The sequence below is a fragment of the Streptomyces liliifuscus genome (assembly GCF_016598615.1).
GTDB classification, from domain to species: domain Bacteria; phylum Actinomycetota; class Actinomycetes; order Streptomycetales; family Streptomycetaceae; genus Streptomyces; species Streptomyces liliifuscus.
Window position 1 is genome coordinate 4,386,825 of sequence record NZ_CP066831.1, and the last position, 24,096, is coordinate 4,410,920.

The window sequence follows — 24,096 nt, forward strand, 5'->3', positions numbered from 1 at the left end:
GCCTCCGGACGTGGCGTTCGGCGTTCACGGTTCGGCCCAGGCGCACGGCACACAGTTCTTGGGCCGCTCCCCGATGGTCGTTCCCATCCCAGCGCGCCAGTCACGGCCCGTGGATCAGCGTACCGGGCGCGCCGGACCGTCGGGGTCCGCCGTCCACCATGCGAGCGACGATAGGAAGGGGCCACATGCAGTCGGACGGCCGGAAGGGAGCCGGGCCGGAGCTCTGGCACAGAAGCGGGAAAAGAAGCAGGTCACGAGCCCTCGTGCGGCCGGAAACGGAGACCCCGTGAGCACCACAGAAGAACTGATCGCCTCGGCCGAAGCCCACAGCGCGCCCACCTACCACCCGCTGCCCGTCGTCGTGGCGACAGCGGACGGGGCCTGGATGACGGATGTCGAGGGGCGCCGCTATCTGGATCTGCTGGCCGGGTATTCGGCGCTGAATTTCGGTCACGGCAACAGGCGGCTGATCGAGGCGGCGAAGGCGCAGTTGGAGCGGGTGACGTTGACGTCGCGGGCGTTCCACCACGACCGGTTCGCCGAGTTCTGCGCGCGGCTGGCCGAGTTGTGCGGCATGGAGATGGTGCTGCCGATGAACACGGGCGCGGAGGCGGTCGAGTCGGCCGTGAAGACCGCCCGAAAGTGGGGGTACCGGGTCAAGGGCGTGCCCGAGGGGAGGGCGAAGGTCGTCGTGGCGGGCAACAACTTCCACGGGCGTACGACGACGATCATCAGCTTCTCCACGGATGCCGAGGCGCGGGCGGACTTCGGTCCGTACACGCCGGGCTTCGAGATCGTGCCGTACGGGGATCTCACGGCGATGCGCGCGGCGGTCACGGAGAACACGGTGGCCGTGCTGCTGGAGCCCATTCAGGGCGAGGCGGGGGTGCTGGTGCCGCCGGCCGGTTATCTCGCGGGCGTACGGGAGCTGACGCGCGAGCGGAACGTGCTGTTCGTGGCGGACGAGATCCAGTCGGGCCTCGGGCGGACGGGGCGGACCTTCGCGTGTGAGCACGAGGGGGTCGTGCCGGACATGTATGTGCTGGGCAAGGCGCTCGGGGGCGGGGTCGTGCCGGTGTCGGCGGTGGTGTCGTCGAGCGAGGTGCTCGGGGTGTTCCGGCCGGGTGAGCACGGGTCGACGTTCGGCGGGAATCCGCTGGCCTGTGCGGTGGCGCTGGAGGTGATCGCGATGCTGCGGTCGGGCGAGTACCAGCGGCGGGCCACCGAGCTGGGCGAGCATCTGCACCGGGAGCTGGGGCAGTTGGCCGGTTCGGGCCGGATCACTCAGGTGCGGGGGCGCGGGCTGTGGGCGGGTATCGACATCGACCCGGTGTACGGAACGGGCCGGGAGATCTCCGAGAAGCTGATGGACCGGGGTGTGCTGGTCAAGGACACCCATGGGTCCACGGTCCGCATCGCGCCGCCGCTGGTGATCAGTAAGGAGGACCTGGACTGGGGGCTCGCGCAACTGCGGGGCGTGCTGGGTGTGTGACCGGCGTCTTTGGCATCTTCGGCCTCGCCGGACCGAGGGCGTCCGGCGAGGTGTCGTGGAGGTGGGTCACAGGATCACGTGCGGCAGGAAGCGGGCGTACTCGTCCGTGATCAGGCCCGAGGATTCGCGGATGCCGAGGCCTGCCGACTCGTTCTCGACGACCCAGGCTCCGAGGACGACCCGGTTGCCGTCGAAGGAGGGGAGGGGTGCCAACTCCTGGTAGCAGCAGGGTTCTTCGCGGAGTACGGGAGCGGAGCCCGGTTCGTGGACCGTGACTCCGGCGCCCTCGCGGCCGAGCAGGGGCTTGGCCACGTATCCGCGGGTGGTGGCCAGTTCGCGTGGGCCGTCGAGGAAGGCGGGGAGGAGGTTTGGGTGGTCCGGGTACAGCTCCCAGAGGATGGCGAGGAGGGCCTTGTTGCTGAGCAGCATCTTCCAGGCCGGCTCGATCCACATCGTGGTCCCCGTGCCGCCGCCGTTGTCGAGGGTGGCGAGGACGTGCGGGGCGAAGCGGTCGGTGGTGAGCCATTCCCACGGGTAGAGCTTGAAGCAGCTGCGGATGAAGCGGAGTTGCTTGTCGACGAAGCGGCCGGAGAGGCGGTCCCAGCCGATCTCCTCCATGGCGATCCAGGCGGTGTCGAGGCCGGCCTGTTCCGCCGTCTCCTTCAGATAGGCGACGGTCATCAGGTCCTCGCCGAGTTCGTCGGCGGCGGAGTGCGCGAAGTAGAGGGGGCTGCCGGGCGGAAGGAGGCCGGACTGTTTCTTCCAGGCGTCGATGAGGCGTTCGTGGAGGGAGTTCCACTGGTCGGCGCCGGGGAAGCGTTCCTCCATCCAGAACCACTGGGGGCTGGCGGCCTCGACGAGTGAGGTCGGGGTGTCGGCGTTGTACTCAAGGAGCTTGGCCGGGCCCGTGCCGTCGTGGCGGAGGTCGAAACGGCCGTACAGGGAGGGGAGTTCGGTGCGGCGGTGCCAGGCCTCGGTGACCGCCTCCGCCACTCGCGGGTCGGTGATGCCGAGGTCGGTGAGGCGGTTCTCGGTGACGATGTGCTCGGCCGCCGCCAGGCACATCGTGTGGAGTTCCTCGACGACCTCCTCCAGGGCCTCGACCTCGGGGAGGGAGAAGACGTAGTACGCGGACTCGTCCCAGTACGGGCGCAGGGAGTCGTCCGGGTGACGGGTGAGGGGGTAGATGAGGCCCTGTTCCTCGACGGTCTGCTGCCAGCCGGGGCGAGGGGTCGTGGTGCGGCGTTCCATGACGACGGTCCGGTTCCTCGGAGTTGCTCGGGGTTCTCGGAGTGCTTGGAGTTCCTGGGCTCCTGGGTTCCTGGGTTGCCCGTGGTCAGCCGCCGCCGCTGCCCGAGCCTGAGCAGCCGAAGCCGTCGCGGTCCACGGCCTCGCTTCGGCTGAAGGTGCCGTAGTCGGCATGGCCGGCGCTGACGTCGGAGTCGTAGTACCAGGCGGCGTCGACCGTGTCGGTCCGACTGCCGCCGCTCTTGCGGTTCTTGCCCGACGAGGAGGAGGTGGAGCCCGACTTGCAGTTCTTGTCGGCGACGATCTTGTAGCCGTTTACGTACTCGTAGCTGTCGCGGTCCACGCAGCGGCGGTCGGGGTCGGAACCGCACGAGGTGAGGGCTGCGGCGAGGACGCCCATTCCGCCGAGTACGACCGTGCTCGAACGCAGTTTTCTGCGCTGGTCCGCCATGTTCTCTCCCCCGTTGGGCCCGTCCGGCGGGCTCGTCCATGGCCGGTTCGCTCGTCCGGCCCCGGACAGGTTAAAGATCAGGTGAGTGGGTTGTACAAACGGCTCTCCCCAACTCTCGCTCCCCTACAGTCGCTTTGTGCTCTTTGGAATGGTGTGCGCCCTTGGTGCGGCGGTGTGCTTCGGCACGGCGACGGTGTTGCAGGCGATCGCGGCGCGGGCGGCCGCGCGGGGACCGGAGAGTTCCGGCTCTTCGGGGGACTCCCCCGACGGATCGTCCGGCGGGGCTTCCGGCGGGACTTCGGCCCGGGCTTCAGGGCGGGCTTCCGGTGTGGACGCCGCCCTGTTGCTGCGGGCGCTGCGCGAGTGGCGGTACATCGCCGGGCTCGCGCTCGACGGGGTCGGGTTCGTCCTGCAGATCGCGGCCCTGCGGTCGCTCCCGATCTACACGGTGGGGGCGGCGCTCGCCGCGAGCCTCGCGGTGACGGCGGTGGTCGCGGCCTGGCTGCTCCATGTGCGGCTGAGCGGGGTCGAATGGGGCGCGGTCGCGGTGGTGTGCGCGGGGCTCGCGATGCTCGGGCTCGCGTCGGGAGAGGAGGGGGACGAGGCCGGGTCCACCGCGCTCAAGTACGCGATGCTCGGCACCGCCGTGGTCGTGCTGCTCCTCGGCGCGCTGGCCGGGCGGCTGCCCGATCGGGGGCGGGCGCTCGCGCTCGGGCTGGGTGCCGGGTTCGGGTTCGGGGTGGTCGAGGTGTCGGTCCGGCTCATCGACGGCCTCACTCCCTCGGCGCTCCTCACCAACCCGGCGACGTACGCCCTGCTGCTGGGCGGAGGCGCGGCGTTCCTGCTTCTCACCTCAGCGCTCCAGCGGGGCTCGGTGACGGCGGCCACGGCGGGGATGGTCATCGGCGAGACCATCGGGCCCGCGGTGGTGGGCGTGGTGTGGCTGGGCGACCGTACGAGGGAGGGGCTGGCCTGGCTGGCCGTCCTCGGCTTCGCCGTCGCGGTGGCCGGGGCGCTGGCGCTGGCCCGCTTCGGGGAGGCGCCGGTGGAGGCGGACGAGTCGGAGCCGGTCGCGCCGTAGGGCTCCACGGGTCGGTTCCGTTCCGCGCGGTTTCCGTGCCTCGCGGGGCCGTTCCGCGGGGCCGTTCCGCGTGGCCGGGCGGTGCGCCCGTGTCTCGGACCGTGCCTCGCGGAGCCGTTCCGCGCGCGGCCGGGCGGTGCGCCCGTGCCTCGCAGGGCCGTGCCTCGCAGGCGCATCGCCCGGCCGCTCTAGGGCAGCGCCCTGACCAGTGCCTCCAGTGCTCCTGGCCATGCGCTGTCCGTAGGCGTGCCGTACCCGACGACCAGGGCGTCCAGGGGTGGGGCCGTGGCGGACGGGTGGCGGTAGCGGGTCAGGCCGTGGACTGCCAGGCCCTGCCAGACCGCCGCGCGGACGACCGACTGCTCGGTGCCTGGCGGGAGTTGGAGTACCGCGTGGAGGCCGGCCGCGATGCCGGTGGCCGTGACCGACGGGGTGTGGGCGGCCAGCGCGGAGACGAGGTGGTCGCGGCGACGGCGGTAACGCAGACGCGAGGCGCGCACATGGCGGTCGTACGCGCCCGATGTGATGAACTCCGCCAGGGTCAGCTGGTCCAGGACACCGCACGACCAGTCCGCGCCGCCCTTCGCCGCCGTGACCTCGGCCGCCAGGTCCGGTGGCAGGACCAGCCAGCCGAGGCGCAGGCCGGGGGCCAGGGACTTGCTGGCGGTGCCGAGGTACACCACGTGGTCCGGGTCGAGGCCCTGGAGCGCGCCCACGGGCTGCCGGTCGTAGCGGAACTCCCCGTCGTAGTCGTCCTCCAGGATCAGCCCGTCCGTCCGCCGCGCCCAGTCGACCACGGCGGCCCGGCGGTCGGGATGCAAGGGCACACCCATGGGGAACTGGTGGGCGGGGGTCAGCAGCACCGCCCGCACACCACCGTGCCCACCTTTGCCCCCACTCCCACTCCCGCTCCCGCTCCCGCTCCCGCCCCGGGATCCCTGCCCGCCCCGACTCCCCGGCCCGCCGCCACTCCCACTCCCACTCCCACTCCGGCTCCCACTCCGGCTCCGGCTCCGGCTCCCGCGCCCACCCCCACTTCTCTCCCCGCTCCAACCAAGCCCTCCCCCGGTCAACTCCTCCGTGCGTGTGCCCAGTTCGTCGAACGGCAGGGTCACCGATCGCAGTCCCGCCCGTTCCACCAGATTCCAGTGCACGTCGAGCCCGTACGACTCCATCGCCAGCGCACTCGCGCCCCGCTGTCGCAGTACCGCGCCGAGCAGCATCAGGCCGTGTGCGAATCCGGAGCAGATGAGGATGCGTTCGGGGTCGGCGCGTACGCCGCGGGCCCGCGCGAGGTAGCCCGCGAGCGCGGTGCGCAGTTCGACCCGGCCGCGCGGGTCCCCGTATCCGAGAGCGTCGTACGGGGCCGCCGCGAGGGCCCGGCGGGAAGCCTTGAGCCACTCGGCGCGCGGGAAGGACGCGAGGTCGGGGGTGCCGGGGACGAGGTCGTACGCCGGGCCGCCGGGCGTACGCGGCCGGGGCGGGGCGGTGGCCGGTGCCACCACCGCGCGTTCCGCCACCCGCGTGCCCGAGCCCTGGCGGGCGGTGAGCCAGCCCTCGGCCACGAGGTCGGCGTAGGCGTCGGCGACGGTGTTGCGCGCGATGCCCAGATCGGCGGCGAGGGAGCGCGACGACGGCAGCCGGGTCCCGGGCGCGAGCCGTCCGCCGCGCACGGCCGCCCGCAGCGCGTCCGTCAGGCCTTTGCGCAGGCCGGAGCCAGTGCGCGTCACGTCGACATGCAGATCCACGCCAAAAGTGGCCCAGGATTTCACCATGGAAATGGACCATACTCCTGGGCTACTCCGAACATAGGCTCATGATCATGACGACGAACACCGCCCCCACGGGCAGCACCCCGACCGACACCGCGGCCAAGACCGTCGCCGGCATCCCGCAGGACACCCCGCTCGCCCGCGAGCACGCCCCCCGGCTCCAGTGGACCGAGTTCGCCCCCGAGGTCTACAAGGCCATGGTCAGGCTGGACGCGGCCGCCCGGAAGGGCGTCGACCCGGTGCTCCTTGAGCTGGTGAAGATCCGCACGTCGCAGCTCAACCACTGCGCGTTCTGCCTCGACATGCACACGAAGGACGCGTTCGCGGCGGGCGAGAGCGTCGAGCGGATCGTCCAGCTCAGCGCGTGGGAGGAGTCACGGCACTTCTACACGGAGAAGGAGCTCGCCGCCCTCGCGCTCACCGAGGCCGTGACGGTCCTGACGGACGGCTTCGTGCCGGACGAGGTGTACGAGGCCGCCGCCCGCCAGTTCGACGAGGCCGAGCTGGCCCAGCTGATCGCCGCCATCACGGTGATCAACGCCTGGAACCGCTTCGGCGTGACCTGCCGTCTCGTGGCCGGCCACTACACGGCCGGGCAGTACAAGTAGCAGCGCGAGCAGCTGCTCAGCACGACAAGCGGCGGCACGGCATACGGGAGTGCCGGGTGCCCTCGTCAGGGAGACACCCGGCCCCCGTACAGGGAGGGCCACTTGGACGGCCCGCACGGCAGACGGCCCGCACGGCAGACGGCCCGTACGGCAGTGACCTACTGGCAGTGACCTACTTGCGCAGCCACGCCTTCCACGTGGACTCATGGCCCTTGGCCCACTTCCGCGCCGCCTCCTCGGGCGTCAGCTTCTGGTCGGCGATCATCAGGGAGACCTCGTTCTGGTCCTCGGTCGTCCACTTGAAGTTCTTCAAGAAGGCCGCCGCCTTGCCACCGCTCTTCGCGAAGTCCGTGTTCAGGTACTTCTGCAGCGGGGTGTGCGGGTAGGCGCACGCGACCTTCTCCGGGTCGGCGTCACAGCCCTCCTTGTAGGCGGGCAGCTTCACCTCCGTCATGGGGACCTTCTTGAAGAGCCACTGGGGTGAGTACCAGTACGTGAGGAACGGCTTCTTCTCCTTGGCGAACTGGCGCATCTGGGTGATCTGGGCCGCCTCCGAACCGGCGAACACCACCTGGAGGTCGAGGTCCAGGTTCTTCACCAGCGCCTTGTCGTTCGTGACGTAGGAGGGTGAACCGTCGAGCAGTTGCCCCTTGCCGCCGCTCTCGGGAGTGCGCAACTGGTCGGCGTACTTGTTCAGGTTCTTCCAGTCGGTCACGTCCGGGTGCTGCTTCGCGAAGTACGTCGGTACGAACCAGCCGATGTGCCCGGTGACGCCGAAGCCGCCGCCGTTCACGATCGTCTTCTTGTCCTTGACGTACCGCTGTTCCTGCTCGGGGTGACCCCAATCCTCCAGGATCGCGTCGACGCGGCCCTGGCTGAGCGCGTCCCACGCGGGGACCTCGTCGACCTGGACGGTGTCGACGCGATAGCCCAGTTCGTGCTCCAACAGGTACTGCGCGACGGCCACGTTGGCCTGCGCGCCGACCCACGACTGCACGGACAGGGTCACGGTCTTGGCCCCCTGCGCGTTGGCGAAGGGCGAGGCCTGCTTGGTCATGTCGGCGGCTCCGCAGCCGGCCGTCGTCAGCACCAGCAGGGAGCAGCCGACGGCCAGAGCGCCCGTCATGCGCGTACCACCGGTCATACCGGACGTGCCGGACGTGCCGGTCGTGCCGGTCCTACGACGTATGCGCGTACGCATCTCAGGCTCCCTTCTTCGTGCGGCGGTCCGTCGGCTGGGTCACGCGGTCGAGCATCAGGCCGAGGCAGACGATCGCCGCGCCGGCCACCAGACCCGTGGCGAGGTCGCCCTGGGCGAGCCCGAACACGACGTCGTAGCCGAGTGCGCCACCGCCGACCAGGCCGCCGATGATGACGACGGCGAGGACGAGGACGACGCCCTGGTTGAGCGCGAGCAGCAGTGCGGGACGGGCCAACGGCAACTGGACCTGGCGCAGTTGCTGCCAGCCCGTCGCGCCCATCGAGCGCGAGGACTCCATGGCCGCCGGGTCGACCTGGACGGTGTCGACGCGATAGCCCAGTTCGTGCTCCAACAGGTACTGCGCGACGGCCACGTTGGCCTGCGCGCCGACCCACGACTGCACGGACAGGGTCACGGTCTTGGCCCCCTGCGCGTTGGCGAAGGGCGAGGCCTGCTTGGTCATGTCGGCGGCTCCGCAGCCGGCCGTCGTCAGCACCAGCAGGGAGCAGCCGACGGCCAGAGCGCCCGTCATGCGCGTACCACCGGTCATACCGGACGTGCCGGACGTGCCGGTCGTGCCGGTCCTACGACGTATGCGCGTACGCATCTCAGGCTCCCTTCTTCGTGCGGCGGTCCGTCGGCTGGGTCACGCGGTCGAGCATCAGGCCGAGGCAGACGATCGCCGCGCCGGCCACCAGACCCGTGGCGAGGTCGCCCTGGGCGAGCCCGAACACGACGTCGTAGCCGAGTGCGCCACCGCCGACCAGGCCGCCGATGATGACGACGGCGAGGACGAGGACGACGCCCTGGTTGAGCGCGAGCAGCAGTGCGGGACGGGCCAACGGCAACTGGACCTGGCGCAGTTGCTGCCAGCCCGTCGCGCCCATCGAGCGCGAGGACTCCATGGCCGCCGGGTCGACCTGGCGCAGGCCCTGCGTGGTGATGCGGACGACGGCGGGCAGGGCGTAGACGACCGCGGCGGCGACCGCCGGGGCGCGGCCCACGCCGAACAGAGCCACGACGGGGATGAGGTAGACGAACTGCGGCATCGTCTGGAAGACGTCCAGGAAGGGACGCAGCACGCGTTCGCAGCGCTCGCTCCTGGCCGCCGCGATGCCGGTCGCGAAGCCCAGGACCAGGGTGACGGCCACGGCCGCGAGGACCTGCGACAGCGTGTCGAGGGACGGCCCCCAGACGCCGAGCACGCCGATCGCGGCCATCGCGAGGACGGCGGTGAGCGCGGTGCGCCAGGTGCCGATCAGCCAGGCGAGCGCGGCGACGATCAGCAGGACCGACCACCAGGGCAGCCACTGCAGGCCGTCCCGCATCGGGTCCAGGACCCAGGTGGTGAAGTGGCCCGCCCAGTCGGCGGTGCCACCCACGTAGGGGACGCCGGAGTAGAGATGGTCCGTCATCCAGTCGACGGCCCTGTTGACGGGCTCGGCGATGTTCACGAGCCAGGCCTCGGGCCAGTCGAGACGGCCGGTGAGACGTCCGGCGACCGCGACGGCGAGGGCCACGACGGCCGCGTAGGCCCAACCGGTCCAACCGGTCCAACCGGTCAAACGGGTCCAGCGGGATCCGCTGCTTCTGCCGAGCCCCTCGCCGCCCGTTCCGTCCGTTCCCACCGCTCCCGCCGCGCCCGTCACCCGGTCGAGGACGACCGCGAGCAGCACGATCGGGATGCCGGCGGCGAGCGCCGCGCCCACGTCGACCGAGGCGAGCGCCTGGTAGACGCGGTCACCGAGACCGGCCGCGCCGATGACGGACGCGATGACGGCCATGGACAGGGCCATCATGATCGTCTGGTTGAGGCCGAGGAGGAGTTCCTTGCGGGCGAGCGGGATACGGGCCGTGAGGAGCCGCTGCCGAGCCGTGGTGCCCAGGGACTCGACGGCCTCCATCACCCCGGCGTCGGCGCCGCGCAGACCGAGCGCGGTGAGCCGGGCCATCGGCGGGGCCGCGTAGACGACGGTGGCGAGTACCGCGGCCGGCACACCCATGCCGAAGACGAGGACGACCGGCAGGAGGTACGCGTAGGCCGGGAACACCTGCATGGTGTCGAGTACGGGGCGCAGCGCGCGGTACGTACGGTCGGAGAGCCCGGCCGCGAGGCCGAGGAACACGCCGAGCACGACGGACGCGAGGACCGCGACCACCATCAGCGCGAGCGTCTGCATGGTGGGGATCCACATGCCGAGCAGCCCGCAGGCCAGGAACGCGGCGCCCGTGCCGAGCGCCAGCCGTACCCCCGCGACCCGCCAGGCGACCAGTGCCGCCGCGGCCGTGACGCCCGCCCAGCCGGCGGCGAGCAGGACGAGGTAGACGGCGCGTACGGAGAGGACGACCGCGTTGGAGACGTACCCGAAGAAGTAGAGGAACAGCGGGTGGCTGTCGCGGTTGTCGATGACCCAGTCGCTGGCCCTGCCGAGGGGTTCGGAGAGGTCGACGGTGAGGGCGTTCGGCCAACTGCCGCTCGCCCAGCGGGCGTCGGCCAGCGGGACGAGGACCGCCGCCGCGACGGCGAGCAGCAGGAGCTTGCCGGTGGCGGGGTGCCTGAGGAAGCCGGGGAGACCGCTCCGGGGAGCGGCCGCGGTGATCGTGGCCATCAGGCCGCCCCCTCGCGAGTGGGCGCGGCCGTGCCGTCGCCCTTGCCGCGAGCGGGCGCGGCCGAACCGGTACCCGGCCCCGAATCGGCACCCGAACCAGCGGCCTCACCAGTCGCCTCATCGGTGGCCGAACCGGCCCTCGGACCGGCAGCCGAACCGGCAGCCGAACCACCGGCCGAACCGGCAGCCGAACCACCGGCAGAGCCGTCGGCCGTATCGATGGCCGCATCGGTGGCCGACCCGGCGAACTGTCCACCCGTCCCCGCCACCACCCCCAGCAGCGCGTCCGAGTCAACGACTCCGAGGCAGCGCCCCTGGTCCACCACGCGGGCGGTCTGGCCGGTGCGCGCGACCGCCTCGATGGCCTCGGAGACCGTGGCCTGGGGCGCGAGGGCCGGGCCCTCGCCCGCCTCCTGCGCGGACGCGGCCCGCATGGCCCGCCGTACCGTCATGACCTGCTCGCGCGGCACGTCCCGTACGAACTCGCGTACGTAGTCGTCGGCGGGCGAGCCCACGATCTCCTCGGGCGTGCCGAGCTGGACGACGCGGCCGTCGCGCATGAGGGCGATGCGGTCGCCCAGGCGCAGGGCCTCGTTCAGGTCGTGGGTGATGAAGACCATCGTGCGGCCCTCCTCGTGGTGGAGCCGGACGACCTCCTCCTGCATGTCGCGCCGGATCAGCGGGTCGAGCGCGCTGAACGGCTCGTCGAACAGCAGGACCTCGGGGTCCACGGCCAGCGCCCGCGCCAGTCCGACGCGCTGCTGCTGACCGCCGGAGAGCTGGCCGGGACGCCGCTGTTCCATGCCTTCGAGGCCGACCTTGGTGACGACCTCCTGCGCCCTCTCGCGGCGTTCGCGCTTGCCCACGCCCTGGACCTCGAGCCCGTACGCGACGTTGTCGAGCACGGACCGGTGCGGCAGGAGGCCGAAGTGCTGGAAGACCATCGCGGCGCGGTGGCGGCGCAGTTCGCGCAGCCGGGCCTTGTCCATCGCGCGGACGTCCTCGCCGTCGATGACGATCGAGCCGGCCGTCGGCTCGATGAGCCGCGTCAGACAGCGTACGAGCGTGGACTTGCCCGAGCCGGACAGGCCCATGACGACGAAGACCTCGCCCTTGCGCACATCGAAGCTCACGTCCCGGACGGCGGCCGTGCAGCCGGTACGGGACCGGAGTTCGGCCGGGCTGAGGGCCGCGAGCTCGGGGTCGGCGGGGACACGGTCGGCCTTGGGGCCGAAGACCTTCCACAGCCCGTCGACGGCGAAAACGGGATCGGCACCCGAGCCCCCGGCACTCGTGTGCCCGGCATCCGCGCGCTCGGCAGCGGTGTTCTGAACATCGGTCGACGTACTCATCACGCATCGCCTCCCAGCAGGTCCACGCACTTCTCGCCGACCATGAGCACCCCGATCATCGGGTTCACGGCGGGCATGGTCGGGAAGACCGACGCGTCGGCGATCCGGATGCCTTCGAGGCCACGGATGCGCAACTCGGGGTCCACGACGGCCAGTTGGTCGTCGGAGGCGCCCATGCGGCAGGTTCCCGCCGGGTGGTACACGGTGTGCGCCACCGACCGGGCGTACACGCTGAGTTCCTCGTCGCCGGTGATGTCGGGCCCCGGACACACCTCGCGCTTGAGCCAGTGCGCGAGCGGCTCGGACTTGGCGATCTCGCGGGCGATCCTGATGCCGTCGACGAGGGTGCGGCCGTCGTAGTCGTCCTCGTCCGTGAAGTAGCGGAAGTCGAGGGCGGGCTTCTCCGCCGGGTCGGCGCTCGTCAGATAGAGGCGGCCTCGGCTGCGCGGCTTGGGGATGTTCGGGGTCATCGAGACTCCGTGCGCGGGGCGTTCGTAGCCGATGCGCTCCGGATTGTCCGTGAAGGGGACCTGGTAGAAGTGGAACATCAGGTCCGGGCCCGCGTGTTCGGGGTCGCGCCGCACGAACAGGCCCGCGTCGGAGTCCATCGCGGAGTTCTCGGGGATCGGCCCGTCCGTCTCCCAGACGATGACCGACTCGGGGTGGTCGAGCAGGTTCTCGCCGACGCCCGGCAGGTCGTGGACGACGGGGATGCCGAGCGCTTCGAGGTCCTGGCGCGGCCCGATGCCGGAGTGCATGAGCAGCCGCGGTGAGTCGACGGCGCCGGCGCACAGCAGCACTTCGTTCCTGGCCTTGACGAGGACTTCCTCGCCGTCCTTGGTGCGTACGTGCACACCGCAGGCGCGCGTCCCGTCGACCTCCAGCTTGTACGCCCACGTCTCCAGGAGGATGTGGAGGTTGGGCCGTTCGTCCATGAACGGATGCAGGTAGGCGACCGACGCGCTCGACCGCTTGTTGTTCTCCGGGTGGTACGCGAGGTCGAAGAAGCCGACGCCCTCGGTGAACGGCTGCTTGTTGAAGCCCTCCACGCGCGGCACTTCGAGCGTCGACTGCGCGGCGTCGACGAAGTCGCGGGCGATGGCGTTCCGGTCCTTCTCGTCGACCGGCACGATGTTGTTGCGCAGCCGCGGGAAGTACGCCTCCATCGGTACCGCGCCCCAGCCCTTGGCGCCCGCCGCCTCCCACTCGTCCCAGTCGGACGGCAGCGGCTTGAACGCGATGAGCGTGTTGTGCGAGGAGCAGCCGCCGAGGACACGGGCGCGGCTGTGCCGGATGTGCGAGTTGCCACGCGGCTGCTCGGTCGTCGGGTAGTCGTAGTCCAGCTCCCCGCCGAGCAGGCCCATCCAGCGCCGCAGGGTCAGGACGTCCTCGCGGTCGACGTCACTCGGGCCGCCCTCGATGACGGCGACGGTGACGTCCGGGTTCTCGGTGAGCCGGGAGGCGATGACCGATCCCGCGGTGCCGCCGCCTATGACGACGTAGTCGTACGTGTTCTGTTCTTCGGGCATGGCGTGTTCAGGCATGGCGTGGCGCTCCAAGGTGCCTTGTGCGGTGGGGAGTCCGGGGAGTCGAAGGTGGTACGGGGCGGGGGTCAGCCCGCGAACCACCGGACGGGCTTCGGCGCGAGGTTCTGGTAGACGTGCTTGGTCTCGCGGTACTCGGCGAGCCCCGCGGGCCCGAGTTCGCGCCCCACACCGCTCTTGCCGAAGCCGCCCCACTCCGCCTGCGGGAGGTAGGGGTGGAAGTCGTTGATCCAGACGGTGCCGTGCCGCAGCCGGCCGGCGACGCGCCGGGCGCGCCCCGCGTCGGCGGTCCAGACGCCGCCCGCGAGCCCGTACTCCGTGTCGTTGGCGAGCGCGACGGCCTCGTCCTCCGTGCGGAAGGTCTCGACGGTCAGGACCGGGCCGAACACCTCTTCCCGGACGACCCGCATGTCTCGGTGGCACTGGTCCAGGACGGTCGGCTCGTAGAAGTAGCCGGTGGCGGGCCGCTCGGCGGACGGCTCGGGGCGGGCGCCGCCGGCTCGCAGCACCGCGCCCTCGGCGAGCGCGGAGGCGACGTACGACTCGGTCTTCTCGCGCTGGTCGGCGGAGACGAGCGGTCCGCACTCGACGCCGTCCTCGGTGCCGCGGCCGAGCCGTATCCGCTCGGCCCGCCGCGCCAGTTCGGCGACGAAGCGCTCGCGCACGGACTCCTCGATGATGAGCCGGGAGCCGGCGGAGCAGACCTGCCCGCTGTGGATGAAGGCGGCGTTGAGGGCCTGGTCGACGGCGGTGTCGAACCCTTCCTCCGTGGCGCAGGCGTCGGCGAAGACGACGTTGGGGTTCTTGCCGCCGAGTTCGAGGGCGACCTTCTTCACGGTGACGGCGGCGGCCTGCGCGACCTTCGTACCGCTGACGAGCCCGCCGGTGAACGACACGAGGTCGACGTCCGGGTGCTCGGCGAGCCGGGCGCCGACGCTGTGGCCGGGCCCGGTGACGATGTTGGCGACACCCTCGGGAAGACCGGCCTCGACCAGCAGCTCGATGAGGGCGACCGTGGTCAGCGGGGTGATCTCGCTCGGCTTGACGACAAAGGTGTTCCCGGCGGCGAGGGCGGGCGCGATCTTCCAACTCGCCTGCAGCAGAGGGTAGTTCCAGGGCGTGATCATCGCGCAGACGCCGACGGGTTCGTGCACGACGACGCTGTGGATGTCGTCCGACCCGGCGTCGACGACCCGTCCGCCACCCTCTCCGACGACGAGATCGGCGAAGTACCGGAAGGCGTCGGCGACACAGTCGATGTCGACGCGCCCCTCCTCCAGGGTCTTGCCCGCGTCCCGGCTCTCCAGGAGCCCGAGCTGTTCGCGGTCGCGTACGAGGAGGTCGGCGACGCGGCGCAGGAGCGCGGCCCGCTCGGTGACGGGCGTGTGTGGCCACTCTCCGTGGTCGAAGGCGCGCCGGGCGGCCTCGACGGCGGCGTCCGTGTCCGGTACGCCGCCTTCGGCGACCACGGCGAACGTCTTGGCGTCCGCCGGGTCGAGAATGTCGCGAGTGGCCCCTGAGGCGGCCGCACGCCACTCTCCGCCCACGTGAATCGTCTGCTGCGCCTGGTGTCCCGACATGATCGGTGCTGCCTTCCGTTCCTGTTCCGTGCCCCTGTGTCACACGCGTGTCACTCTCGCGGGCCGAGTGCACCTGCCCCGGGACCCGGTTTGCATGCACAACCAGTGACGGATAGTGCGCGGGGTCACTGAAAAATCACCGGAAAGAAGACCAGAAGGTGCGAAACGCGGGGCCGGCCCGACCCATGACCACCTGGCCATCCCCCATGGACACCCGACCGTCCTTTGACTAAAGTCAAAGAAATATGGAGCCAGTGAAAGCGTCAGTGTCCGCGGAGCACGTGACCACCCTGCGCCGCTTCAACCGGTACTTCACCCGCCGGATCGGTGTGCTCGACGATCACTACCTCGGGCAGGACCGGCCGCTCGGCGAGGCGCGCCTGCTGTTCGAGATCGGGACCGGCGCGTCACTGAAGGAGCTGAGGACCCGACTCGGCCTGGACGCCGGGTACTTGAGCCGGATGGTGCGCGCGCTGGAGGGCCAGGGGCTCGTCCGGGTCAGCGTGCACCCCTCCGACAGCAGGCTGCGGCTCGCGGAGCTCACGGAGGCCGGGCGGGCGGAGCTCGCGGAGCAGAACCGGCGGGCCGACGGACTCGCCGAGGGGCTGCTCGACGGGCTGAGCGAGGAGCAGCGGGGGCGGCTGACGGAGGCCGTCACGGTGGCCGAGCGGCTGCTGCGGCTGGCCGCGGTCGGTGTCAGGGCCGTCGACGCCCGGTCGGCCGACGCGCGCGCCTGCCTGGCCGGCTTCGCCGCCGAGCTCGACGAGCGGTTCCCCGAGGGATACGCCACCACGGATCTCGTACCGCCGGAGCAGATCGCGGTCCTCCTCGTCGCGTACGAGGAGGAGCGTGCCGTCGGCTGCGGGGCGCTGTGCGCACTCGACGCGGACACCGCCGAGATCCGGCACCTCTGGGTGCACCCGGACGCCCGCGGACTCGGCCTCGGGCGGCGGCTGTTGACCGCCCTGGAACATGCGGCCGCCCGGCGCGGGCATCACGTCGTACGCCTCGACACGCACGAGGTCCTCAAGGAGGCCGCCGCGATGTACCGCACGAGCGGGTACGTCGAGATCCCGGCGTACGACGCGAACGAGCACGCCAGTTACTGGTTCGAGAAGGTCCTGGTCCCGCCCGGCTGACGTACGGCCCGGCGCTGTTGTCCCCGTCCGACCCGCCCCGGAAAGCTCGTTCCATCGGCCGGGACCTGCTGCACAGGGGAGGGCAGGTACCTACCGGACAGCGGCGTGGTGCGCGAGAAGCCGCCCCCGGGAACTGCCGGGGGCGGCTTCAGGCTTGGGCTTCGGCCCTAAGAGCCTCGGCTCGGTGTGCGGCTCAGAGGAGGCCGAGTCCGCGGACCGCCTCGCGCTCCTCCTCCAGCTCCTTCACCGACGCGTCGATGCGGGCGCGGGAGAACTCGTTGATGTCGAGGCCCTGGACGATCTCGTACGAGCCGTCCTTCGTGGTGACGGGGAAGGAGGAGATGAGGCCCTCCGGAACGCCGTACGAACCGTCGGACGGGATGCCCATCGAGGTCCAGTCGCCGTCCGCCGTGCCGTTGACCCACGTGTACACGTGGTCGATGGCGGCGTTCGCGGCCGAGGCGGCCGAGGAGGCGCCGCGCGCCTCGATGATGGCGGCACCGCGCTTGGCGACGGTCGGGATGAACTCCTCGGCCAGCCACTTCTCGTCGTTCACGGTCTCGGCGGCGTTCTTGCCGGCGATCGTGGCCTGGAAGATGTCGGGGTACTGGGTGGCGGAGTGGTTGCCCCAGATGGTGAGGCGCTTGATGTCCGCGACCGTCGAACCCGTCTTCTTCGCGAGCTGCGTGAGCGCGCGGTTGTGGTCCAGGCGGGTCATCGCGGTGAAGCGCTCGGCCGGTACGTCCGGGGCGGCGGCCTGGGCGATGAGGGCGTTGGTGTTGGCCGGGTTGCCGACGACGAGGATCTTGACGTCGTCCGCGGCGTTGTCGTTGATGGCCTTGCCCTGGGGCTTGAAGATGCCGCCGTTGGCCTCCAGGAGGTCACCGCGCTCCATGCCCTTGGTGCGGGGGCGGGCGCCGACGAGGAGACCGACGTTCGTGCCGTCGAAGGCGACGTTCGGGTCGTCCGTGATGTCGATGCCCTGAAGGAGCGGGAAGGCGCAGTCGTCGAGCTCCATGGCGGTGCCCTCGGCGGCCTTCAGCGCCGGCGTGATCTCCAGGAGACGCAGCTTGACCGGCACGTCCGCGCCGAGCAGCTGGCCGGAGGCGATGCGGAAGAGCAGGGCGTAACCGATCTGGCCGGCCGCGCCGGTGACGGTGACGTTCACGGGAGTGCGGGTCATGGCGTTCTCCGTATGACAGCTGACGACGGTGGGGCGTCCCTGCCCCGGGGTACGGGATCCCCTGCCCTGACGCCGGGATGATCGATCACCTGTGTCGATGATCGATCTCTTGGCGTCAAGAGAGATCCAGCGGTCAGGCTATCGCGCATCCGGGATCCCGTACGGCCGGGGCCGATGTGGCCCGCCCCACAGGGCGCTCCGCGCGGCGCTCAGCCGGGTTTCGGGCACGGGGTGGGGTGTGCGTGGGGCATGGGAAGGCGGCCGTCGTTCCGGGAGAGAAGGACGACGGCCGCCTTGGTGGGGGTGCCGGTTGGCCGGGAGGCGGGGGAACCTCCCGGGCGGCGCCGGACTCCCGTGGGGGTACGGTTCGCCTGCCCCGGCGGGGGGAGGGCATTCCTCTTGCGCGGCGAATTGTTGCGGGGCGGGTTGGATCGCGTGGGGAGGGCTTGGGCCGGTGGGTGCGTGCGGGTTGTCTTGGGCTGGTCGCGCAGTTCCCCGCGCCCCTCAGGCGCCACGGGTGCCCCCGGAAAAACAGGTGCCCGCCTCTGGTGAGGCGGGCACCTGCTGAGGCTCTGGTTCGGTGAGCCTCTGTTGTTACTTGGTGCAGCCCTCCTCGCCCGAGGTCTGCAGGGTGGCGCAGGCCTTGGCCTCGGTGGCGTTCTTCACGGCGACCATCGGGGTGTAGGCGTCGGTGTCCGTGTCGACCTCGGCGGTCTGGGCGGCAGCCTTGCCCGCCGTGATCCGGACCTCGTCGCCGGGCCCCGCCGCGGTGATGCGGGCCCAGGCGGCCCCGCACGTCTCGCTGTAGCGGACCTCGACCTGGGCGGTGCCGACGACGGCCTTCTCGACCGTCGTCGCGAGCGTGCCGCCGCAGCCCATGTTCTCCGGGTCCTTGCCCGCGCAGTCCGCGCCGAAGCACTCGACACCGGCCGGCAGCTCCTTGCTGGCGGTCGGCGTCGGCGACGGCGTGGTGTCGCTCCCGGCCTTGTCGTCGCCCCCGCCGTCCGTGAGGAACACGGCCGCGGCTATCACCACGAGCGCGCCCACGACCCCCGCGAGGAACATCGTGAGCCGCCGCTTCCCACGCTTCCCGTCGGGCGAACCGCCCGAACGCGGACGCGCGTCCTGAGGCGGCCCCCCGGCCGAACCGGACGCACCTGCCGGACCGGCCGTGCCGGGCGGCCCGAAGGAACCCGACGGACCGAGGCCCGACGCACCGGAACCACCGGACACACCGGCGGAGCCGGACGCACCGGCACTCGACGCACCCAGACCCCCGGGGTATCCGTACCCCCCGGCCGACCCGGACGCCCCCGAAGGCGTGGCGACGGCTCCCCAGCCGCCACCGCGCGAACCCGAGGCCCCGCCGGAGGCGTTGCCTGCACCGGCGCCGTGCGGCGTCCGCCGCTCCTCCCCCTGCACCGGAGTCTGCGGCGGCACCGTGGGAGCCACCCCCGCAGGCCCCGCGATACCCGGCGTGGGCGCCCCCGTCGCACTACCCCCGGCGCGCGCCTGCTTCCCGTTCCGTCCCCCCTTGGCCGGAGTCGACCCGAACTCTCCGAGCGCGGCACGCGCCTGGGAGATCCGGATCGCTTCCATGGTCATGTCGTGGCGCATCTCCGAGCGGCTCCAGGCCCTCTCGGCAAGCTCCCACATCGTCGTCAGATGGACGGGATTGGTCCCGGTCACCTCGGCCAAAGCCACGATCGCGCCCTTCGGCGCGAGCAGTCGGCCGTTCAGATACCGCTCCCAGGACGTCTTGCTGTACCCGGTGCGGTCGGCCACGGCGGCGACACTCAGTCCGCCACGGTCGACCAACCGGCGCAGCTGGCTGGCGAACTCCCTGACCTGCGGATCGAGTTCATCCGGCAAGGCCCTCCAACGAGGCATTGCTACCCCCCTCTTTCCCCCCGTACATGCTGGCTTTTCCCGCGCGTGAAGCCCTCTGCCGAGTCCTCGTTCTGGCTACCCACAGGGATGCGCACAGTAAGGATCTCAGTTCCCGGGATGGGGGCGCACGGGAGCATTCGGGCCTGTGGGCATGCACCGTTGCACGCCCGTTGGTCTGCGGTCCAGTGTCCCACCGACTTCCCCCTCGGCCGACGGGATCGCCTGGTCAGCGCACGGGACGTCCCGGAGCGTCCCGATTGCCCACGTTATCCCTGGTGTCGGGGGTGATCAGCGTAAATCCTCGAACTTGTCAACACATCGACACGTGGGGAACACATGCGCGACCCCCTGCGTCACTCGCGACGCCAGGGGGATCACATGCGCACCAGGGACAGATCGAATCGTCGACCGCTCGCTGTCGTGACCGGGACGGCGACCGCGGGACCCGCGCCCGGCGCGAGGGCCCGCCCCCGGCGACCACGTGCGGGTCCACCGCCTCTCCGCAGGTCATCGACGGCACCGGCGACCCGTACAACAACTGGGTCACGGCGCCGGATGGAGGGCGACAACGGCGTGAAACACCCCCTCACGAAGTACGACATCGACGGCATCGCCGGTCGGCGGACGCGTTCGGTCACGGAGTGGCAACGGGTACACGAGAAGCCGGAGGGCGTCCACGGCATCGCCGGAAGAGAGACTTTCAGCCATGCAGACGACTTCCTCGACGGCCCGTAACGGGGCGGCAAGGTTACGTACAGCGGCTACCGGCGGGACGTCATGTCCGAGCGGCTGAGCGGGAAGTACTACGTCAAGATCGGTACGCAGTGGAAGGTCGCGGCGTGCGGCCGGCGCGGCCGAGCCCGTGGGCCCCGAGCCCTCGGACTGTCACTCCGACGTGTGATCACGCCAGGGTGATGGCACCGATCACCGCGGTCAGCAGCAGGACGAGCACGAGCACGAGGGCGTAGAGCAGCAGACGGTGCGAGGCGGGCCAGGAATCCCTGGCGGGGACGGATTCCGGTTCCGGTGTCTCGGCGAGCAGGTCCCACCAGGGGACCGTGGGGTCGTCCTCGTACCCGCCGTCGTCCGCCGCCCCGCGCGCACCGGCGCTCATGCCCGCGCCCCCGGTCACGCCTGCGGGAGCCGCCGCCGGAGCCACCGTTCGTGGCCACGCCCGCACCGCCAGCTCCCAGCGGACGCCGAAGCGCTCGGCGTCCGCCCCCGCGACCTTGCACAGGGCGACGACCGCCTGCCGGGGCGGGGGCTGTGTCGCGTTCAGGTAGCGGTGCCAGGAGGACTTGCTGTACGCCGTGCGCTCGCCCAGGGCGACCAGGCTGAGCCCCGTACGGTCCTTGAGCAGCCGCAGCTGCTCCACGAAGTGCCCCACTTCCGGCGGAAGGTCCGCAGGCAGTGGCTGCCAGGCGCTCATCCCTCTCCTCGCCCCCTCACCGTCTCCTCGTACATCCCCCGCTATGACCGGGTGACGGCACCGACGGCGGTTTGGTTCCCACCGGACGCGTCCCGGGACGCACGCCACACGGCACCGCACGAGGGTGTGCGAGGGCGTTCGGCGGCGCCCTGACGGGTGGGACGTACCGGAACCGTCACCTCCGTGCCACAGGCGACTGACAGGCATTGAACCGCCGTTGGCACGTCCATGACTCTGGAGTCCAGGCGGCGCCCGTCCTCGCTCGGGGGAGTGGACGGGCGCCGCTCCCGTCCACGAAGAAGCCCGCCTCCTCGGCGAGAGGGGGCGGGCTTTCGTCGTACGGCACCGCGTTCGCTAGGTCCTGATCGTGAAGTGCAGCGTGTCGTCCAGGAACGGGATCTCCAGCCACGGGTTGGGCTGCGCCATCATCGCGAGCAGCGCGATCGTCACGCCCAGGACGCCGTACGTGACGAGGTCGGTGAACCTGGAGCGGACGGCGAGCATGCCCACGTCGGGCAGCATCCAGCGCATGACGCCGCCCGCGAGCAGCGCGAGACCGATCAGCAGGGTGCCGAACTTGAAGGCGTCGAGCGCGGTCAGCAGCAGACCGAGTCCGACGGTGCCGATGACCGCGAGGATCGGCCACTGACGCGCGGGGGCGGGCGCGTCGCGCGGAGCCGCCCTGCCACCGCCCTCGGGCCGCGCGGTGTCCCGCGTGAACAGCGGAAACCGGCGCGTGGTCCGCTGCGGCTCTCCGTCCGGTCCGGGCGCGCTGACGGCGTCCCGCACGGTGGGTTCACCCTCGCGCACGGCATCGGCACCGGCTTCGGCGCCCTCGGTCGGGTTCCCGCCGGAGCCCCCGTCCCCAACATGCACGGGGCGCGGCTCACTGCCGACCGACTTCGCGGCCGACGCCTGCCCGATCGTCGGCTCACTGCCGGTCGGCCCTGCGTCACTCGGCTCGGCGCCGGTCGGATTCGCGGTCCGCGCCTGTCCGACCTCCGGCTCGGCCCCGGCTGGCTCGGCGCCCGCCAGCTTTGCGTCCGGTGTCCGTCCGACCTCCGGCTCGCTGCCGGTCGGCCCTGCGCCACTCTGCTCGCTGCCGGGCCGCTCTGCGTCACTCGGCTCCGTGCCACTCGGCTTCGCGTCCGGCGCCTGTCCGGTCTCCGGCTCGACACCGGACGGCTCGGCGCCACTTGACTCAGTGCCGGGCCGCCCTGCGCCACTCGGCTTCGCGGCCGACGCCTGCCCGGCCTCCGGCTCGGCGCCGGTCGGCTCCCGTTCCGGTACGGATGCCCCGGAGGCGGACGCCCCCTGCGACTCGGTGTCCTGGACGACCGGGGCGCTCTCGGCACCCTGGCCCCCGGCCTCGCTCCGAGCCCGGCCGTCCTCCCGGCGCCCCCCGTCGCTCTGATCCGCAGCCTCGACCCGTGTCGCGGCGTCGGCCTGCGCCGGAGCCTCAGCCCGCGCCGGAGCCTCGACCCGCGCCGCAGCCTCGGCCCGCATCACCGCGTCAGCCGTCGTCGAGGCATCCCCCTTCGCCAACGTGTCCGCCTTCGCGGAGGTGCCCGCGCCCGCGGAGACGTCCGCGTCCGCGGAGACGTCCGCGTCCGCGGAGGTGTCCGCCCTCGCGGACGTGTCCGTCTCGTTGTCCCGCCCCGTGGCGGCCCGGTCAGACGGCACTGCGTTCCGCCGCCTCGACCACGTTGACGAGGAGCTGGGCGCGGGTCATCGGGCCCACTCCGCCGGGGTTCGGGGAGATCCAGGCGGCGACCTCGGCGACGCCGGGGTGGACGTCGCCCACGATCTTGCCCTCGGCGCTGCGGGAGACGCCGACGTCGAGGACGGCCGCCCCGGGCTTCACGTCCTCGGGGCGGATCAGATGCGCGGAGCCCGCCGCGGCGACGATGATGTCGGCCCGGCGCAGATGCGAGGCGAGGTCGCGGGTGCCGGTGTGGCACTGCGTCACCGTCGCGTTCTCGGAGCGGCGCGTGAGCAGCAGCGGCATCGGGCGGCCGATCGTCACGCCACGGCCCACGACCACGACCTCGGCGCCCTTGATCTCCACGCCGTACTGGCGCAGGAGGGTCAGGACGCCGTTGGGGGTGCAGGGCAGCGGGGCCGGCTCGTTCAGGACGAGGCGGCCGAGGTTCATCGGATGAAGCCCGTCCGCGTCCTTGTCCGGGTCCATCAGCTCCAGGATGCGGTTCTCGTCGATGCCCTTGGGCAGCGGCAGCTGGACGATGTAACCGGTGCAGGCCGGGTCCTCGTTGAGCTCGCGGACGACCGCCTCGATCTCCTCCTGCGTGGCGGTCGCGGGCAGTTCCCGCTGAATGGAGGCGATACCGACCTGGGCGCAGTCGCGGTGCTTGCCCGCGACGTACTTCTGGCTGCCGGGGTCGTCGCCCACCAGGACGGTTCCGAGGCCGGGCGTGATGCCCTTCTCCCTCAGGGCCGCCACGCGGACGGTCAGATCGGACTTGATCGCGGCTGCGGTGGCCTTGCCATCGAGAATCTGGGCGGTCATGGACCCATCCTCGCGGATGACGGGGCCCTGGTTCCAATCCGGCCCTCCACGGCCACTTCCCGCCTCCCCGACGCGCCTCCCCCGCCCGCTCCGTCCGGTCGTCGTCCGGTCACCGTCCGGCCCGCGGCCATGATCGGCGATGTTGCACTTGCACAACACACGCGGTATCCGGCTGGACAAATAAGCGACGCGTTAAGGACGATGAGCGGCACAGTGCCGCGGACAGTACCGGGGGGACGAACCGCATCTGTAGAACTTTCCTCCGAAATGTGCCGCGTCGTCCCCGCACTTACGCAACGACGGAGGAAAGACGCCATGAGTTTTGGCGACCCGAACAACCCCTACGGTCCGCCGCAGGGCCAGCAGCCCGGCTACCCTCCCCAGCCTCCGCAGGGCCAGCCCGGCTACCCTCCCCAGGGCCAGCCCGGCTACGGCTATCCGCAGGGCGCCCCGCCGCAGCAGCCCGGCTACGGCTACCCGCAGCAGCCCGCGTATCCCGGTTACCCGGGCGGCAACCACATGACGATGGAGATGCCCGGTCTGATGAAGACCGCGCGCGTCCTGCTGTTCATCATGGCGGGCCTCCAGATCCTGTTCGGCATCATCGCGGGCATCGCCGTCGGCGCCGTCCAGGACGTGTCGAACGGCGTCGGCAGCGGTGACGAGACCGACACCCTCGCCGGACTGGGCTTCGTACTCGCGGCGTTCCTGGTGGGCCTGGGCGCCCTGTCCATCTTCCTCGGCGTCAAGTTCAAGAACGGCGGCAGCGGGATCCGCGTCACGACCATCGTGTACGCGTCGCTGATGATCCTCGGCGGCCTCGTCAACACCGTGCAGGGCGCGGGCGGTTCCGGCACCTTCGGCGGGCTCATCTCCCTCGCCATCGCCGGCATCATCCTCGCCTCGATGGTGAACAGCGCCGCCTCGGCATGGTTCAACCGCCCGCGGTACTGACCTCGGAGTCCCCGCGGCACCCGCCCCGGAGTCCCC

At 71.4% G+C, this 24,096-nt stretch carries 19 protein-coding genes, 1 pseudogene and 1 riboswitch; of the genes and pseudogenes, 6 read left to right on the forward strand and 14 right to left on the reverse strand.

Annotation, left to right across the window (positions count from 1 at the left end; translation table 11 throughout):
- Window positions 1-27: 27 nt before the first annotated feature.
- Window positions 28-114: riboswitch (ZMP/ZTP riboswitch) on the reverse strand.
- A gap of 172 nt (window positions 115-286) precedes the next feature.
- Complete coding sequence (gene rocD, locus JEQ17_RS18530) at window positions 287-1,492, forward strand: ornithine--oxo-acid transaminase (RefSeq protein ID WP_200396283.1); 1,206 nt, start codon at window positions 287-289, stop codon at window positions 1,490-1,492.
- A gap of 66 nt (window positions 1,493-1,558) precedes the next feature.
- Here rocD and JEQ17_RS18535 read toward each other — a convergent pair whose 3' ends face one another.
- On the reverse strand, window positions 1,559-2,743 hold the full coding sequence (locus tag JEQ17_RS18535) for a glutathionylspermidine synthase family protein (protein WP_200396284.1): 1,185 nt from the start codon (window positions 2,741-2,743) through the stop codon (window positions 1,559-1,561).
- 85 nt (window positions 2,744-2,828) lie between these two features.
- The gene (locus JEQ17_RS18540) at window positions 2,829-3,191 is read right to left on the reverse strand and encodes a hypothetical protein (protein WP_200396285.1); all 363 of its coding nucleotides are present in this window, start codon (window positions 3,189-3,191) and stop codon (window positions 2,829-2,831) included.
- A gap of 148 nt (window positions 3,192-3,339) precedes the next feature.
- Here JEQ17_RS18540 and JEQ17_RS18545 point away from each other — a divergent pair, with 148 nt between their 5' ends.
- Complete coding sequence (locus tag JEQ17_RS18545) at window positions 3,340-4,272, forward strand: DMT family protein (protein WP_200401572.1); 933 nt, start codon at window positions 3,340-3,342, stop codon at window positions 4,270-4,272.
- 188 nt (window positions 4,273-4,460) lie between these two features.
- Here JEQ17_RS18545 and JEQ17_RS50060 read toward each other — a convergent pair whose 3' ends face one another.
- Window positions 4,461-6,047 carry an aminotransferase-like domain-containing protein gene (locus JEQ17_RS50060; RefSeq protein ID WP_234048258.1) on the reverse strand — a complete coding sequence of 529 codons (1,587 nt, stop codon included), beginning with the start codon at window positions 6,045-6,047 and terminating at the stop codon, window positions 4,461-4,463.
- A 47-nt stretch (window positions 6,048-6,094) separates the two neighbouring features.
- Here JEQ17_RS50060 and JEQ17_RS18560 point away from each other — a divergent pair, with 47 nt between their 5' ends.
- Window positions 6,095-6,652: a carboxymuconolactone decarboxylase family protein gene (locus tag JEQ17_RS18560; protein WP_200396286.1), complete on the forward strand. Its 558-nt coding sequence runs from the start codon at window positions 6,095-6,097 to the stop codon at window positions 6,650-6,652.
- Between the two features lie 172 nt (window positions 6,653-6,824).
- Here JEQ17_RS18560 and JEQ17_RS18565 read toward each other — a convergent pair whose 3' ends face one another.
- From JEQ17_RS18565 to JEQ17_RS18595, 6 genes and pseudogenes are all read right to left on the reverse strand, one after another.
- Window positions 6,825-7,778 carry an ABC transporter substrate-binding protein gene (locus JEQ17_RS18565; protein ID WP_200401573.1) on the reverse strand — a complete coding sequence of 318 codons (954 nt, stop codon included), beginning with the start codon at window positions 7,776-7,778 and terminating at the stop codon, window positions 6,825-6,827.
- A gap of 76 nt (window positions 7,779-7,854) precedes the next feature.
- A pseudogene (locus JEQ17_RS18570) lies at window positions 7,855-8,169 on the reverse strand (ABC transporter permease subunit); the annotation flags it as partial.
- Between the two features lie 292 nt (window positions 8,170-8,461).
- Window positions 8,462-10,462, reverse strand: coding sequence for an ABC transporter permease (locus tag JEQ17_RS18580; RefSeq protein ID WP_200396287.1), 2,001 nt, complete (start codon window positions 10,460-10,462; stop codon window positions 8,462-8,464).
- On the reverse strand, window positions 10,462-11,814 hold the full coding sequence (locus JEQ17_RS18585) for a quaternary amine ABC transporter ATP-binding protein (RefSeq protein WP_325176268.1): 1,353 nt from the start codon (window positions 11,812-11,814) through the stop codon (window positions 10,462-10,464). The genes JEQ17_RS18580 and JEQ17_RS18585 overlap by 1 nt, the downstream gene beginning before the upstream one ends.
- On the reverse strand, window positions 11,814-13,343 hold the full coding sequence (locus JEQ17_RS18590) for a GMC family oxidoreductase (protein ID WP_200401574.1): 1,530 nt from the start codon (window positions 13,341-13,343) through the stop codon (window positions 11,814-11,816). Before JEQ17_RS18590 ends, JEQ17_RS18585 begins: the two co-directional genes overlap by 1 nt.
- Window positions 13,344-13,426: 83 nt before the next feature.
- Window positions 13,427-14,938, reverse strand: coding sequence for an aldehyde dehydrogenase family protein (locus JEQ17_RS18595; protein WP_200396288.1), 1,512 nt, complete (start codon window positions 14,936-14,938; stop codon window positions 13,427-13,429).
- Between the two features lie 245 nt (window positions 14,939-15,183).
- Here JEQ17_RS18595 and JEQ17_RS18600 point away from each other — a divergent pair, with 245 nt between their 5' ends.
- Window positions 15,184-16,077: a bifunctional helix-turn-helix transcriptional regulator/GNAT family N-acetyltransferase gene (locus JEQ17_RS18600; protein ID WP_200396289.1), complete on the forward strand. Its 894-nt coding sequence runs from the start codon at window positions 15,184-15,186 to the stop codon at window positions 16,075-16,077.
- Window positions 16,078-16,270: 193 nt separating this feature from the next.
- On the opposite strand, the gene JEQ17_RS18605 is transcribed toward JEQ17_RS18600, so the two are convergent.
- The gene (locus tag JEQ17_RS18605; protein WP_200396290.1) at window positions 16,271-17,260 is read right to left on the reverse strand and encodes a malate dehydrogenase; all 990 of its coding nucleotides are present in this window, start codon (window positions 17,258-17,260) and stop codon (window positions 16,271-16,273) included.
- A 594-nt stretch (window positions 17,261-17,854) separates the two neighbouring features.
- On the reverse strand, window positions 17,855-19,150 hold the full coding sequence (locus tag JEQ17_RS18610; RefSeq protein WP_200396291.1) for a helix-turn-helix domain-containing protein: 1,296 nt from the start codon (window positions 19,148-19,150) through the stop codon (window positions 17,855-17,857).
- 573 nt (window positions 19,151-19,723) lie between these two features.
- On the opposite strand from JEQ17_RS18610, the gene JEQ17_RS18615 reads away from it, so the two are divergent.
- Complete coding sequence (locus tag JEQ17_RS18615) at window positions 19,724-19,885, forward strand: hypothetical protein (protein ID WP_200396292.1); 162 nt, start codon at window positions 19,724-19,726, stop codon at window positions 19,883-19,885.
- A 166-nt stretch (window positions 19,886-20,051) separates the two neighbouring features.
- Here the strand turns inward: JEQ17_RS18615 and JEQ17_RS18620 are convergent, their stop codons facing one another.
- From JEQ17_RS18620 to JEQ17_RS18630, 3 genes are all read right to left on the reverse strand, one after another.
- A complete protein-coding gene (locus JEQ17_RS18620; protein ID WP_200396293.1) occupies window positions 20,052-20,579 on the reverse strand; it encodes a helix-turn-helix domain-containing protein in 528 nt (175 codons plus the stop codon).
- A 354-nt stretch (window positions 20,580-20,933) separates the two neighbouring features.
- Window positions 20,934-21,389, reverse strand: a complete 456-nt coding sequence (locus JEQ17_RS18625; RefSeq protein ID WP_234048737.1) for a DUF3017 domain-containing protein — start codon at window positions 21,387-21,389, stop codon at window positions 20,934-20,936.
- An 862-nt stretch (window positions 21,390-22,251) separates the two neighbouring features.
- Window positions 22,252-23,106: a bifunctional methylenetetrahydrofolate dehydrogenase/methenyltetrahydrofolate cyclohydrolase gene (locus JEQ17_RS18630; protein ID WP_200396294.1), complete on the reverse strand. Its 855-nt coding sequence runs from the start codon at window positions 23,104-23,106 to the stop codon at window positions 22,252-22,254.
- Between the two features lie 315 nt (window positions 23,107-23,421).
- Here JEQ17_RS18630 and JEQ17_RS18635 point away from each other — a divergent pair, with 315 nt between their 5' ends.
- A complete protein-coding gene (locus tag JEQ17_RS18635; RefSeq protein WP_200396295.1) occupies window positions 23,422-24,060 on the forward strand; it encodes a hypothetical protein in 639 nt (212 codons plus the stop codon).
- Window positions 24,061-24,096: the final 36 nt, after the last annotated feature.